This window comes from Pseudonocardia xinjiangensis (genome assembly GCF_012911925.1).
GTDB classification, from domain to species: Bacteria; Actinomycetota; Actinomycetes; order Mycobacteriales; family Pseudonocardiaceae; genus Pseudonocardia; species Pseudonocardia xinjiangensis.
The window spans coordinates 1-15,586 of record NZ_JAAXKY010000161.1 but is presented as its reverse complement, the minus strand read 5'-3'; the positions used below and the strand labels follow the sequence as shown (position 1 = coordinate 15,586).

Genomic DNA, 15,586 nt, shown 5'->3' with positions numbered 1-15,586 from the left:
GGGCGAGGGGATCAGCGGTGACGCTAGGGCGAGCTGCTCGGGCAGCCGCGCGGGGGGTGGGTACTGCGCGACCGGGGCGAGGGCGACCTACAACCCGCAGACCGGGCGGATGGAGCTGTCGTCCTACTGCGGCACCGAGGGTGGTAGCTGCAGCCGGTACGCGAACCTGAACATCGACGCGGCCTCGCCGAACGGGGAGCTGACCGGCAAGGGCCAGGTGCGCTGCTCCGGCGGGGTCGGCTCGTGCGGGATCGCCGGGGTGGCGAAGTACCAGCCGGCGACCACGGACGAGAAGGGCAACCGGGTCCCGCCGATGCTGGTGATCGGCACCGGCTGTGAGAGCGAGGGCGGGGGCAGCTGCACGCAGAGCGCGCGGGCGGAGGCGAAGATCACCTCGCCCGACGGCACGATCACCGGTATCGCGCGCTCGGCATGTGCGGGCACGACCGGCTGGTGTTCCACGGTGGTCGGCGGAGGGTTCGATGCGGCGACCGGGCGGATCGACGCCTACTCCGACTGCGCGGACGGCGGCGCCGGCACGTGCACGACGTCCCAGGCGCACCTCGAGGGTCGGGTGTCGGGGCCGGGGCAGGCCGTGCCGAACGGCCCGACCGACGGCACGGTGTCGGGCGACGGTCGCTCCGACTGCGCGAAGCGCTCGGGCGTGTGTTCGGTGTCGGGGGTGTTCGCCTACGTCCCGGCGCAGGTGAGGCTGGACGACAACGGCAACGTGGTCAAGGACGAGAACGGCACGCCCGTCGTCGTCCCGGCCCGGGTGGACGTGCAGACCGGCTGCTACCCGGCCGGGCCGCAGTGCAGCCAGGACGCGCACGTCCGCGCAGACGTGGCCCAGCAGAGCAAGGACGAGAAGCACACCGGTACCGCGCGGGCGGACTGTGCCGGCGCCGGCGGGACGTGCGCGCTGGTGGGGTCGGCGGCCTACAACGCCGAGACCGGGCGGGTCGAGGCGTTCACCGACTGCGCAGGGCTGGACGGTGGCACCTGCACGCGTTCGGAGACCCACACCGAGGCGTGGGCGCAGGCGCCGGACGGGAAGCTGACCGGGACCGGCAGGTCCGACTGCGTGCAGCCGGGCGGGAGTGGGACCTGCTCCTCGGTGTCGGTGGCCAAGTACCAGGCGGAGTACACGAAATACCCCCCGAAGTGCACCAGTCCGCATGGGTGTTTCCAGGCGCCCCCGACGACCGTCCCGGAGCAGGTGGCGGCCGGCGCGGGCTGCGAGGCCAGTGGCGCGGACGGTGGCGCCGCGGCGTGTAGCTACAGCTTCTCGGCCACCGGGGACCGGCAGGCCACCGGTGACGACGGCAGGCTGAGCGGTGAGGCGCGGGGTGGCTGTTCCGACTCCGGTTCCGCCGGCTCCGGTGCCTGCTCGGTTGCGGCGAGCGTGAAGGTGGACGCGGACAAGCACACGGTCGACGTGGTGGCGTGGTGTGAGGGCAGCGACGGGGTGAGCTGCTCGTACTCCGGGAAAGCCTCGGCGGATCACGAGTCGGGCAGGAACACCGCCGCGTCGGACAAGGGCTGCGGGCGGGCGGGTACCGGTAGCTGCTCGTTGAGCGTGAGCGCGTTCGCCTCGGGTGGGGACGACGAGCGGCAGGGCCAGGCGGTCGCGTCGGGGTTCTGTGCCGACTCGAACTCGACCTGTTCGGGGGAGTTCCGCACCCACGTCGACTCCAACCGCGACACCCTGTCGGACTGCCACTCGTCGGGGAACGGGTTGTGCTTCGGCTTCGCCACCCCCAAGTCCGCCCGGTCGGGGGGCGAGATCGAGGACGGCGGCGAGCTGTTCCTGCACTCGAAGGCGCCTGGCCGGGAGGAGAGCAGGCAGTGCTCCTCCGGGTCGTCGTGTGGTGGGGAGGCGTGGGTCGAGGAGATGGGCGGCAAGTACGTCGTCCTGGACGTCGAGACGAAGAAGTCGGTCGGTGGGTTCTTCAAGAACCTGGCACGGGACGGCGGCTCGGTCGTCGTGCACGCGGTGCCCGGCCTGGTCGACGCCGTCGGCACCGAGGTGGGGAGCTGGGTCACCGCGAACGAGTGGGGCGACGGGCTCGCGGGGTATGCGGAGAACCGGCCCTTCACCGGGGGGATCGCCCAGAGCGCGGTCAACTTCTACGACCGGTGGCTGAACGACGGCGGTAGCTGGGAGAGGATCGGGGACGACTACTACTTCACGCCGGTGTCGACGCTGCTGGAGGACGTAGGCACCGTGGCGCTGGTCGCCGCCGGGGCCGGGGTGGCGGTCAAGCTCGTCTCGATGGGCGCGAAGAGCGCTGGTGTGGCTGCTGCGGGGGCGACGGCGACCAGCGGGCTCCGCGGTGCGCTGACCTCCGTGGGGAGGGCGGCCGGACGGGCGGCGCCTGGGCTGGACGCCGTGGCCACCGCGACGTTGCGGCTGGCCAACGTGACGGGCAACGTGGCGCTGGCCCCGTACCGGCCCTACTTCTGGGCGGGACGGACCGCGGCCGGGGTGGGGGCGCGGGTGCTCGCGCCGGCCTCGCGGGCGGCGTTCACTGGTTCGGCCGCCCTGGCGGAACGGGGCGCGGCCGCCCTGCAGAACGGCCGGCTCGCAGCGGGCACCGGCCACGCGGGTGGGGCCGTCGTGCTCGGCCGCGTCGGCAGCGCGCTGGAGACCTCGGCCTACGCCGGGCGGATCATCCAGCGCGGCGGCGTCACCGGCCGCACCGTCTTCACGGGCACGCTGCTGCAGCGCCTCACGGCGGCCAGGCCCGAGCGCATTCCGGGTCTGTTCGGTACGGCGCGCGCCCACCATGTCCTGGGTCTGCCCTTCGGTCGCAGCGTCTCTCCGAAGGAGCTGGGGGCGGCTCGCCAGGCCGCGTCGTTGCAGGCCTGGGGCACCGACCTGCCCACCTCGCCCGGCCGGCTGACCCCGCTCGGGTATCTCAGGGGCCATGAGGCCGCCAACGCCATCCGCCAGAAGCGGGTCGCCAAGGCCCACGACGTCCTCCTCACGGTCCCGGCCCTACGGGCCGGGACCGCCGGCGGCGGTCCCGCGCTCCTGTCCGGCGCGGACGTCACCCCCGCGCAGCGGGCCGGATCCGGCGGCGGCGCGCAGCTGAAGGCGTCCGGTGGCAACGCCCCGCTTCCCGGGCAGCCGGGTACGAACGGCGGGCTACGCCCGCATCTGGACGAGATGGCGTCCGTGCCGGCCCGGGACGGGCATCCGGCACGATCCCGCCCTGCCGCGGGCGAGCTGGACCTGCCGCCCCCCGGGACCAGGTACACCGTCGAGACATCCGGTGGTTCGCGGGTCACGGTCGAGATCGTCGCGCGCCCCGAGCGGAGCAACGCTCGCGTCGAGACGGTGCAGCAGCGCATCACCGAGGTGGAGTCCGAGCTGCGCGCTGCGCGCACCGCGCAGGGCGAGGCCGTTCACCGGGACATCGCGACGAACCGGCAGCTGCGCGCCGAGCAGGTCCGGCTCCGGGCCGAGCTCGACCGCCTGCGGCAGCCGACCGACCCGCGTCTGCCGGGGGCGACCGACGTCCCCGGCCTGCACCACCGCGAGGCCGGACCCCCGGTCGAGGTCGCGCCGGGCGTCACCGTGCAGCGCGTGGAGGTCACGCCTCAGCGGGCGGCGAGCCGCGCGCAGCGCGTCGCGGCGGTCGAGGCCCGGCTGGCGGAGATCCAGGCCGGCATGGGCGACCGCAGCGCGTCGGTCGCGGCCGGCGCGCGCGCCGACGCACTCGAGACCCAGCTGACCGGGCTGAGGCACCGGCTCGTGGAGGAGCGCGCAGGCCTGGACGGGCGGGGCGTCATCGACCTGGGGCTGCCGGGCGTCCGGTTGCTCCGCGATGCCGCGTCGGACGGGCCCCGCCCGTCGACGCGCGAGGCGCCGGCCGAGGCGGGCGCCGGCCTGCCCGCGGCACCGGCCGACGCCGTGCGCTCGTCGCGCTGGCAGAACCTGAAAGCCGGGGCGAAGGAGATCCTCGTCAAGGTGGGCCTGACCGGCGCGCTGGTCATCTACTCGGTGATCCCGCACCCGCACGTGTCGACGGCACATGTGCCGCAGCTGACGGCGCACGTCGCCGAGGCGGGCGCGGCGGCCAGGTCGGTGCCGGACGGATCCTGGGGACCGGTGCGCGGCCACAACCCCGCCCTGGCGCCGCGCACATCGGCGGAGACCGGCCCGCCGGTCGGTGGCACCCACACGTCGCCGATGCGCCAGACCGTCGCGGCCGACGGCGCAACCGGCGCCCGGCCGGTCGCCGGGGCCGTGCCGCACACGGGCGCGGCGGCGGCCGGTGCCCGGACCGTGCCTGCGCTCGGACCGGGCACCCCGCCGACGCACCCGGAGACCGGCAGGCAGCCACCGGCGCCGACCCTGCCGGACGCCCCGACCGTCGGCGGTGGCCCGATCCCGGTGTGGGACCGGCGGTTGCAGGACATCGACGGCAAGCTCCACCTCAGGGTGTCCGGGCGAACCCGGTCGATCGCCGAGGCGCTGCGGCCCGCGCACATCACCGACGCCGAGTGGGCGGGGTACAGCCCGGCACAGCGGGCTGAGGCCTGGTACGCGGCCCGGGACGTGGCTCACCATGAGGACTTCGACGCTGCGATCACAGAGATCAACAGTCTGCAGCGTGCGCTGGACCAGGCCATCGGGGCGCTCGAGCGCAAGACCGCCGTGGTCCGCGCCAAGGCCGGCCTGCCCGTCGGTCCGCGGGCGACGCCCGACCGGGGCAGACGACCCGAGGTGAGCTGGCAGCGCGAGGCCGAGCGGGCCGTGGCGGAGCTCGCCGGGATGCGCGGGCAGCGCGCCATCCTCGACGAACGGCGGGCCGCGCTGGTGGAGCAGCGTGCGGCGCCGTCGTGGACGACGGCGCAGTCGGCCCGGCCCGGGACCGGCGCGTCGCCGGAGCGGCAGGAGTTCGCGAGTATCGCCCAGGGCTACGGCGACATGCACCGGAAGATCGCCGAGAGCAGCCGCAGCGGGCGCAGGCAGCTGGCGCAGGTCGAGCGGTACCGGGCCGAGGGCATCACGTCCGTGCAGGTGCGTGACGCCGTGTGGGCGCAGCGGCTGGGCAGGCGCCTGGTGAGCAGGGCGCCTGCTGAGGTGGCCGGGGATCTGCGGCGGTTCGTCGCCGCGGGGGACCGCGCTGCCCTCGTGACGCTGATGTCGGCAGGGCTGGCAGGCGACCTGGGCGACAGGGTCCTCGCCCGCTTCGCCGAGCGCCACGGACTGCCGTGGAACCGCGCCACCCGCGCCGGTGTGCTCGCCGTGCTGCCCACGACGATGAATGCCGCCTGGCGGGCCACGTCGCCGCCGCGCAACGCGGCCTGGCCGGACACCGTGCGTCGCGATCGCATCGTCGTCACGTGGGGTGCGGGCACGACCGCACTCACCCTTCTCGGCGGGGGCCTGGCCGTCCTCGGTGGGTCCGGCTCGGCGGCGCTGGTGGCCGCCGGGTTCGGGATCACGGCGATCAGCGCCGCCCTGCGGCGTCTCGCCCCGGACACGCTGCGGATCCGCGGGCCACCGGCGCGCGCCCGGATGCTCGCGGCGGCAGGTGTGGCAGCCTCGTCGACCGCGGTGCTCACCGGCATCTCGGCTGCTGCCCGGGAGCCGCTCATCGCAGCGGGTCGGCGCCGGGCGGCGGCGCGGGAGCTGCGCTCGGTGATGGCCGGGTTGGACGGGCCGGTCGTGACGGCTCGGTCCCGGCTGGCAGCGGCGCGGGGCGGGGTGGCAGCGGCGGATGCCGAGCTGGCCGACGTCCAGCGGCGCGGGGCGGGGTGGCTGTTCAGCGGCCCCGACGCGATGCTCAGCGACCCCCCGGCCGCGGCGGCGCGCGATGTGGTGGTGGCGGGTGCGCTCGGGATCGACCCGGCGGAGGTGCGGTTGTTCGCCGGCCTGGGCACCGCGGCTCCGGCTCCGGCTGGGGCTGTGGCCGGGCTGGGCGAGCCGACCGGGTCGTTCCAGGAGCGGCAGGAACGGCTGAGCGCCCACCTGGCGGCGGCGGAGGCTCGGCTGCGTGACGCAACAGCGCAGGTCGGGCTGACCACCGGCGAGCTGGCCGATCGGCAGGTGGAGCGGCGTGCGACGCTGGAAGCGGCGGTGCGCGCAGCGGCTCGAGGCGGGCTGCCGGCAGCCCGGATCGCCGCGATCACCGACCTGAACGTCGGGCAGGTCCGCCAGATCCTGGGCAACCCCCCGGGCGGCGGGTCCGGTCCGGCGGCGTCCGGTGGCGGGTCGGTGCCCGGTGGCGGCGCATCGAAGCCGACCGGCGACGGACCGGAGCAGCGGCCGAGCCTGCCGCCGCGTACCAACGGCGTCACCGAGTCGCGGGCGCTGGGGTCGCGCAAGGCCGGTCCGCAGCCGAGGTCCCGCGGCCCGCCGTGGTGGCAGCGCTTCTCCTCGAACCAGCGTGCGGCGTGGTCGGTCGTGCTGCTGACCGGCGGTCTGCTGGCAAGCCTCGCCGCCGTCCGCTACGGCGTGGCCGATCCGGGCGTGCTGGCCGCGGGAATGGTCTGGTGGCCGGGTCAGCGCAGGGCCGCGAAGGAGCTGCGCGAGAAGGTCGCCGAGGCGAACGAGCCGCTGACCCGCGCTCTGGAGGCGGAGGCCCTCCTGCGGGAGGCGGTCCGCGGGTACGAGCAGGGCCTCGGCGAGCGGCTGGGCTGGGTGCCGGCGCTCGCGGAGCGGCTGCACGACCTGGGCCGCACCGACGACCAGATCGCCGAGGGGCTGGCGGCCGCGCTGGGCGTCAACCCGCAGCGGGTGCGCGCGCGGCTGGCCGACCCGGCGCTCGGCGGTTCGGTGACCCTGCCGACGACGCTGGCCGATCCCGGTCTGTCGGCCGACGCGCTGCTCGGCGCCGCCCGCGCCGCGGTGGCGCTGCGGTCCACGGCGCTCGGCCAGGCGGTGGTGCCGCTGAGTGCCGCGACCCGACAGGTGGTCGCAGCGCGCACGCAGCGCGACCAGCAGGTCCGGGAGGCGGCCGTGACCGCCCGCACCGCGGGCGTCCGGGCCGGGCCGGTGAGCCGTGTGACCGGCTTGTCGACGACGGACGTCAGGGGGCTGCCGGCCACGCCGCCGACGGTGCGCACCGCGGCCGGCGCCGTGCAGCGGTGGCTGCTGGACCGGTGGCAGACCGTCCGCGGCGCCGCGGGCACCGCGCGGCAGTGGGCGGCCGACCGGTGGCGGGCCGCTCGGGACGCGGTGAGCGCCGCCCGCCAGTGGGTGCTGGACCGGTGGCGGGCCGCGAGTGTGCTGCGCGGGCAGGTCCGTGCGGTGGCACGGCTGCGCGCCGCGGCGGGGAGCGCGGCGCGGCTGATGCACCGCGAGCAGCGGGCGGCGGCACGGCAGGTGACCCCCGAGCAGCTCGGCTGGGTCGGCTGGCTGTCGGTCGTCGCCGCGGGCGCGCCCGCGGCCGCGCGGCTGTCCGAGTACCAGCTGGTCCAGCGCATCGGGGAGGCCCTCGGGCTCCGCGAGCACACGGCACGCCGGCTCGTGGCGCGGGCCGGCAGGCTCGACCCGGCCCGTTCGGTGCCGCCTGCGGGGACGCCCGCCGCAGATGTCGCGTTCGGCCCGGCCGTCGCCGTGGTGGGGGAGGCGTTCGCGACCGCGTTCCCGGGGCTCGCCAGGTCCGTGGCCGCGCACCGGGCGGCCGGGCAGGCACTGGTCGCAGGCCGGGCGGAGGCGGCGCGGATCGCGGCGGACGCCGGAGTGGCATCGGCCAGGGCCGGCGGCCGGCTGGACCGGGCTGCCCGGGGTCGCGGCCTGTCCGGGTACCGCCTCCGGCTCACGGCGCGGCCCGGGGTGGACGTCCCGGTCGCCGAGCGGAACCGCAGGCGCGTGGCCCGCGTGGCCGGATTCGGCATCGGCGTGGGCGCAGGGCTCTGGGGAGGTGCGCAGCTGGGGATCGCCGGGTCGGGCCTCGTGACGGGCCCGCTCGGGCTGGTCGTCGCGGCGGCCGGGCTGGTCGTGGCGGCCCGCGCGGTGTGGACGCCGCGGCAGACCCGCGGTCCCCCGTGGGAGGCGGTCGCCCGCGGGTTGCGCACCCAGGGCGTCCGGATCGGCATCTCGCTCGCTGTCGGCCTCGCCGCCGGGATGGCGGGCCCGACGGTGTGGGCGCTGCTCCAGCAGGGCTTCACGGCCGTCTGGCCGTTCCTGACGCGGCCCGGCCTGCGCGGGCTCAAGGCGCTGCTGGTGCCGCTGGTCGCGGCCGGGCTGATCTACCGCTACGTGCTGCGCAGGCAGTACGCCAACCAGGACTCGGGCATGCAGACCCGCCCGCGGCGGGCCGCTGCGCTCTCCGCCGGGCTGGCGTACGTGATCGCGGCCGGGCTCGGGCTCCTCAGGGTGTTCGCCCCTGCCACGTTGCCGTGGTGGGTGGTCCCCGTGGCGGTGGCCATCGGGGCCGGGATAGCCGGCGCGGCGGTGCAGCAGAAGGAACTGGGCCGCACCAAGCGGATCAAGTCGGTCGTGTCCGGTGCGCTGTCGGCCGCGGTGGCCTTCGTGATCAGCGGGCTGGCGGGCGGCGCGGCGCCGGGAGCGGTGCGCGACCTGGTCAGCGCCGTCGCGGTGGCGGTGATCGTCTACGCGTCCCCGACCGTGATCGCGGAGTACGTCAACGTCTGGGCCGGCCGGATCATGGCCCCGATCGCGAAGCGCAAGGCGAAGCAGGCACAGAAGAACGCCGCCGAGTCGAGCGCCACGGGCAGCGGGGACCGGCAGCGCCGCTGGCTCATCGCGTGGCTCGACTACACGAGCTTCTCCCCGGTCGACACGCGGCTGCTGTTCCGCAAGGCGGTCGACCCGGTACTCGCCGGGCTGGCCGCCATCGCGATCAACCTGTCCTGGGTGAGCAGGCCGTGGGTGGAGGCGAACGACTCGCTCACCGCTCTTCTCGTCCGCTTCGGGGCGGTCGCGGGGTCCGTGTGGCTGATCGGGAAGCTGGTCCGCGACCCCGACGAGCACCGCGCCGGCTACTACGGCTACCGGAGCTCGCGCGCGCTGCGGTCCCCGGACCGGCCCTTCCGGTGGTTGTGGATCGGTGACCGGCTCCACCGCAGGGTCGCGGGCTACCGCACCGACCTGGAGGAGCTGCTCGGCCACTTCGGACTGGTCGGCCCGCTGAACGAGCAGCTCGCCGGTCAGCTGGCGGACCGGCTGTGGGCGCGGATGTCCGCGGAGATCCCCGGGCCGTTGGACGAGTGGGAATCGCTGCCCGCCACCCCGGAGATCCGCCAGGCGCTCGACCGCGAGCGGGCTGCCGCCGCGCACCGGCGGACGCACCACGTGGAGACGATCACGTCGGCCGTCCCCGTGCTGGCCGCCGACCCCGACGCGCTCGCCCGGGTCGCGACGCACCTGCGTGATGCCGGCCGGACCGCCGATGCCGACGTCGTCGAGTTCCAGCGGCTGCTCGGCCTGGCGCTCTGGGCGAGAGCCGGCCCGCAGCCCCGGCACGCCGCCTCGAGCCGGACCTGGACGGAGCGGCTGGCCACGGCGGTCAAGGACCGGAACACGCTGCGTGCGGAGTACCTGGGGGGCCCGCGGCGCGCGCTGCTGGCGGAGATCAAGCAGTACTACTTGGACAACGACCAGCCGGACCACCCGAACCTTCGGCGCGCGCGGGCGGCGCTGCGTGCGCTGGAGTTCGAGCTGGAGGGCATGAGCAGGCCCCGCAGCGAACCGCTGGAGGCGATCGCCCAGCTCGCGGGGCAGCGCGCCCGCAGCGCCACCGACGCGGCCACCACGGAGGAGCGTGCGCTCGCGGCCCGCCAGTCCGGTGCCACGCCGGAACGGCTGGCCGAGCAGCGGCAGCTGACCGCCGGCATGCGGCTGCTGCGCTCGGCGGCGCTGCTGGGCAGCGAGGTCGAGCTGAGCGACACCCAGCGGCGGTGGAACCAGCGGCGCTGGACCGACGCGCTGGCCGCCGCTGCCCGGACTGCGCCTCGGGCGACGCCTGCCACCCTCCTGGAGCGGCTTCTCGTGATCGCCGGCCGGAAGGGTCCGGTCACTCCCGAACAGCTCGCCGCGCAGTACGGCGGGCCCGGCTGGGACACCGCGCTGGCTGCGCTGGCCGACCTGGGTGCACTGACCGGCGACGCGGTGGGCGGCTACCGCGCCGACCCGAAGCTGGCCGCGGTGTGGCGGGCAGCCGGCCCGCGTCTGCGGCACGCGGTGCGTGCCGACCCGCTGGTGCTGCCCGGTGGCGCGGAGCTGGCCCCGCTCACCGCCGGGCGGCTCGGGGCCACCGGCGTCACCCAGGCCGAGAAGGACGCCTACACCGTGCTGCGCGAGGTCCTGCGCGACGGCGAGCTGGCGTTCCGGCACTGGCGCGACGGGTGGGTCGACGACGCCGGAATCGGGTGGCGGCGCCTGACCGGGCTCGCGTACCAGCTGCGCAACCCGGCCGGCCGCTACACCTGGCCGCTGCCCGCCGACCACCCGGCCGCGCCCGTCCGGTTCGCCACCGGCGCACGCGACCTGTTCGTTGCCCGCTGGCGGCATGCGGTGGTCCCGACGGTGGAACGCCGCAGGCTGCTGGTCCTGCTGCAGGCGAACGACCGCGCCGACCGGCTGTACCACCGGGCCCTGCGCATGAGCGAGCTGCTCGTCGCCCAGCGGGTGGACGGCAGGCTGCCCGACGAGGCGATCGCGTTCCTGGACGCGGCCCGGGGCGCCCAGGTCGAGGCGCACACGGCGCTCGGTGAGGCCCGCGAGAATGCCATCGCGCGCCTCACCGACGTCGGCGCGTATCCCCACCAGATCGACCGGACGCTCCGCGCCGCGGAGGCGGCCCGGCCGTACGCCCCGGGAGCGGACCCGCTCCCGCCGACCGCCGAGCACTGGCTGCGCGAGATCGCCAAGGAGCTCGACGGTTTTCGCGTGCAGCTGGACCGCCTGCCCGGCGGTCCTGAGCGCGGGCGTGCGCTGGGCCGGGCCCGGCTGGCGCTCGCGCGCTACGACATCGACCGTGACTACGCGTGGCAGACCAAGCTCTACCGCACGGCCGGCGGCTGGAAGGTCATGGAGACCGCCCGGATCGCGGCCAAGAACCTGCGCGGTCGGCACCCGGACCTGTTCCAGCCGATCGTGCTGCCGGCCCCAGGCTTCTCGCCGGTCATCCCCCATCACGACCGGCTGGAACACCCGTTCGGCGACGAGGTGCGCGAGGGCCGGGCCCTGGCCGCGGACACCCGCAGGGGCCGGGGCAACCCCACCAACCAGGACGCCGCCACGCTCGTGGCGTTGCCCAACGGCGACCGGGTCGCCGCGGTCGTCGACGGCGTGCTCAGCTACCCCAACTCGAGGCACGCCGCCAACCGGTTCGCCCGCGCCTTCCACGACGAGATCACCCGCTCCGGCGGCCTCGGTCGCACGCCCGAGCAGGCCCTGCGCGCCGCCCACGCCGCCGGCGCGGAGGCGCTCCGCGACCTGTACACGCCCGCGACCGGGCACGGGGCCGTCGCCTACGTGGGCGCCTACTACGGCACCGACGGCACGATCACGGTCATCCACGTCGGGACGGCCCGCGCCTACTACCTCCCCGCGGACGGGAATCTCGCCGGCAGACAGCTGACCACCGACGACAGCCGGCCCGGTGCCATCACCGACGGTGGCACGATGACCCGCTGGGTGGCAGGCGACTTCCGGCCCGAGCCCACCGTCACGCCGTACCGGCCCACCGCGGAAGGCCTGCTCGTGCTCGCGACGGACGGCCTCTGGCGCTACCTGCCCGCTCCGCGCGACCTCGTCGGGAAGCTCGACGGCGCATACACCGACGCCAGCACGGCCGTCACCCGGCTCGCGAACGCCGCCGGCGGCGCAGGCGGTGTCGACGACCTCACGGTCGCCGCGTTGCCGAGTACACCGGCGGCATCGACCTCGACGCGCGGGCCGCCGGCGGGCGGAGGCACGACGCGCTGACGGCCGGCTCTTCGCGGGGTCGGTGGCGGGGTGGGCGTCGGTGCTCGCGGTCGTCGCAGCCTCGGCGGCGGTCGCTGCCGTCGGGGTATCAGCCGTGGTTCGGGCGATCCGCGCGACAAGCGGCGACACAACGGCTGGTCAGCAACCTCCCTCAGCTGTGCACGCTCTGTGACCCCGACTCCGGTCAGGTCCACTTGATTCTTCTTTGGTGGCAGCTCCGACGTTTTCAGTGGTCTGACCAGACGAACCAGTGGTGCGCACGATCAGGTCGGATATGCATTTTGTGACCGCGGTGGCCCGCAGGCTTGACAGTCTCATGCGATTCCGGTAATTATAATCGAGCCATCGGATTTGCGATGAAGCAGAGTTCATGTGTAACGCCCGGGTCGCGTGAGCGGGCTGACCGACCGACTCCATCTGGAACCGTATTCGGACATAAGTACTGGAACGGATAGCACGTCACATTTTTGCGAGTAATGCCGCTGTTCTTCCGATAGTGGACATTCCGACTGAAGCAGCATGCGCTGTATGTATCGACCGATGTCAGGACGGACGCCGGTCGTTGCTCTGATGCGGCTGCAGATATTCCTCCCGAGGCCGGCCTCTGTACCTGCGCGGGCCGGGACGCGCCCAAGTGAATCAATTTTGTTGTCCGTCGTGCGCGGATCTGCGCCGCGAGATGAATGGGAGAAGTCTGGAGTGAGGCGAAGCGGGAAGTTTACGGGGGCTGCCGCGATCCTGGCCGGGGTGGTGCTGCTTGCGGCATGCGGCACCAACCAGTCGAGCAGCAGTGCTGCCGGTGGGTCATCGTGCGACAGCTCCAAGGGATCTCTGGTCATCGGCTTGATCGCGCCGCTGTCGGGCGGTCTGTCGGCGATCGGTCTGGGGATGAAGAACTCGGCTGACCTGGCGATCCGCCAGGCCAATGACAAGTGTGCGGTCCCGGGGTATCGGCTGGTGTTCCAGCCTGACGATGACCAGGGGACTCCGCAGGTTGCGGCGCAGGCGGCCACCGAGCTGGCATCCGACCCGAACATCGCAGCTGTGGTGGGGACCTACAACTCGTCGACGGCGCAGTCCGTCGCTCCGATCCTCGAACAGCAGAACATCGTGGAGGTGTCGTCGGGCAACACGGACCCGGCGCTGACGATGGGTCCGCAGGCCGCCACCGCGCCCAAGCGTCAGTTCCCCACGTACTTCCGGCTGGCTACCACGGATCTGTTGCAGGGGCCGTTCGGTGCGCAGTATCTGGTGCAGAAGGCGGGCAAGAAGAGGATCGCCGTCATCGACGACGGTAAGACCTACGGTGTCGGACTCACCGAGAACTTCGTGAAGGAGGCGAAGCAGCTCGGCGCCGACGTCGTTGCCCAGGAGCGGGTGGGGGAACATGACACCGACTTCTCCAGCGTGATCGCCAAGATTCGTCCGATGAACCCTGATGCGGTGTACTACGGCGGTGAGTTCCCCGTGGCCGGACCGTTGTCGAAGCAGCTCGCCGATGCCGGGCTGGCGATTCCGGTGATGGGCGGCGACGGCATTGCCGACAAGCAGTACGTCACCCTCGGTGGCCGGCAGGGCGACCTGGCTACCGGAATCGGAGCACCGGTGGAGAGCCTGCCGAGCGCCAAGACGTTCACCGATGCGTACGCGGCGGCGGGCTACACCGATTCCTACAGCGCCTACGGGCCGCTGACCTACGACTCGGCCAACGTGATCATCAATGCGCTGGCGAAGGTCGTGAAGAACGGGGATTTCGGCGGCTCCCGCCGCCAGGACCTGGTTGATGCCGTCCAGCAGACAAATCTCGACGGCACCAGTGGCAAGGTGTCGTTCGATCAGTACGGCGATACCACCAACAAGGTACTCACCGTGTACACCGTGCAGGGGGACAACTTTGCGCCGGTGACGACGGGAACATTCACCGAACCGCGTTGATGAGCTCGCGCCGGCACTGGTGAATCGATGTGCCGGGGGTGGGGCGAGGCTCCGCCCCCGGCGTACGCGGAGGGACCACCCGTTTGCTGTCCACGCTGCTGTCCCAGATCGTCAACGGACTGGTGCTCGGTTCCCTGATCGGACTGATCGCACTCGGCTACACGATGGTCTACGGCATCATCCAACTGATCAACTTTGCCCACGGCGAGATCTTCATGGTCGGTGCCTACGGCGGGTTGGCGATGTTCACCTACCTGCTTCCCACATTCGTCCAGCAGCGGTGGTACCTGGCGTTGCCGCTGTTGCTGATCGCCGGTGCCGCTGTCGCGATGGGCGTGGCGGTGGCGATGGAACGTTTCGCCTATCGGCCGTTGCGTCATGCGCCACGATTGGCGCCGCTGATCACCGCGTTGGGTGTGTCGGTGGCGTTGCAGGAGGCGGTGCGGGTGTTCTACCCGGGCGCGACATCGGCGATCCCGTTCCCGACCGTCTTCGTGCCGGGTACGTGGCTGATCCCGATCGGTGACGGTGTGCCGATCAAGTACTCCGGGGTGTTGCTGGTCGTGGTGTCGCTGGCATTGGCGGTCGGGTTGCAGCTGTTCATCGAGCGGTCCCGGACGGGTCGGGCGATGCGTGCCACTGCGCAGGATCAGGATGTGGCCCGCTTGATGGGTGTCGACCCGGACCGGGTGATCGTGTTGACGTTCGTGCTGGGCGGTGCGCTGGCCGGTATCGGCGGCGTGCTCTACGGCGGGTACCTCAACAACATCAACATCGACATGGGGTTCCAGAACGGCATCTTCGCGTTCACCGCGGCGGTGCTGGGCGGGATCGGGAGCATCCCCGGCGCAGTGGTCGGCGGGTTGGCGATCGGATTGATCAAGTCGCTGGGTGGGCAGTACCTGCCGGGCGGTTCGGCGTACGACTACGTGTGGATCTTCGTGGTGCTCATCGCGGTGCTGGTGTTCCGGCCGCAGGGCTTCTTCGGTGAGACGGAGCGAGTACGGGCATGACCACGGTGGAGAAGCCCGCGGAGTCCGTGACCTCGTTATCGCCGCCGCCTCCCCGGTTGGCCTCGTTCGCACGTTGTGCCACTGCGCTGAGCGTCGCGGGCGGCGTCCTCGCACTGGTCGGTGCGTTGTTGCCGTGGGCGACGTTCGTGCTCAACGGGGGCCCGTACCCCGAGAAGTCCACGCTCGAGTTCTTCAGCGCGCCTTTCACCGTCACCGGTTTCCGGTTGCACGTGGCGCTGTTCGGGATCGCCGCGGTGGTGATCGCGGTGGTGGCGGTGGCCGGCCGGGCGCGGATCCTGCGGGCGCTGGGCTGGGGCGTGGTGGCGATCGCATTGGTCAACGGGCTCTACATCACGGTCGAGGGCGGCGGGCTGGGAGCGATCACCGCCGCCGGAGGCGGGGCCGTCGCGTTCGGCTCGGTCGCGGCCCTGATCGGCGGGGCCCTGCTGGTCCTGGGCGCAACCGCGAGCGGGCTCACGCCGGTGCCGGTCTGGCACCGGGGGTGCAACCGCTATGTGGAGTGGCTGATCCTGCTGGTCACCTACGCATTGCTGCTGTTGCTGGTGTCGGCGGTGCTGACCAGCGGTGGGCAGAGCGGCGCGGCGAACGTCTACTCGGGTGCGGTGTTCCTGTCGTTCCTGGGTGCGGTCGGTGGGCTGTTGGGGGCGTTGCACGCCTCGGGCCTGCTGACCTGGGTGGGTGCGGTGTCGGAGCGGCATCGGGT

The 15,586-nt window shown here is 73.6% G+C and carries 4 protein-coding genes; all 4 read left to right on the top strand.

From position 1 onward, the window contains the following. Nucleotides 1-109 precede the first annotated feature (109 nt). Complete coding sequence (locus HF577_RS31725; protein ID WP_169399677.1) at nucleotides 110-11,914, top strand: hypothetical protein; 11,805 nt, start codon at nucleotides 110-112, stop codon at nucleotides 11,912-11,914. Between the two features lie 747 nt (nucleotides 11,915-12,661). Beyond that, nucleotides 12,662-13,849, top strand: coding sequence for a branched-chain amino acid ABC transporter substrate-binding protein (locus tag HF577_RS31720; protein WP_312859509.1), 1,188 nt, complete (start codon nucleotides 12,662-12,664; stop codon nucleotides 13,847-13,849). An 83-nt stretch (nucleotides 13,850-13,932) separates the two neighbouring features. Beyond that, a complete protein-coding gene (locus tag HF577_RS31715) occupies nucleotides 13,933-14,862 on the top strand; it encodes a branched-chain amino acid ABC transporter permease (RefSeq protein ID WP_246267671.1) in 930 nt (309 codons plus the stop codon). Further along, nucleotides 14,859-15,586: hypothetical protein (locus tag HF577_RS31710; protein WP_211175144.1), on the top strand; the 728-nt coding region annotated here is incomplete at its 3' end. The genes HF577_RS31715 and HF577_RS31710, both read left to right, overlap by 4 nt.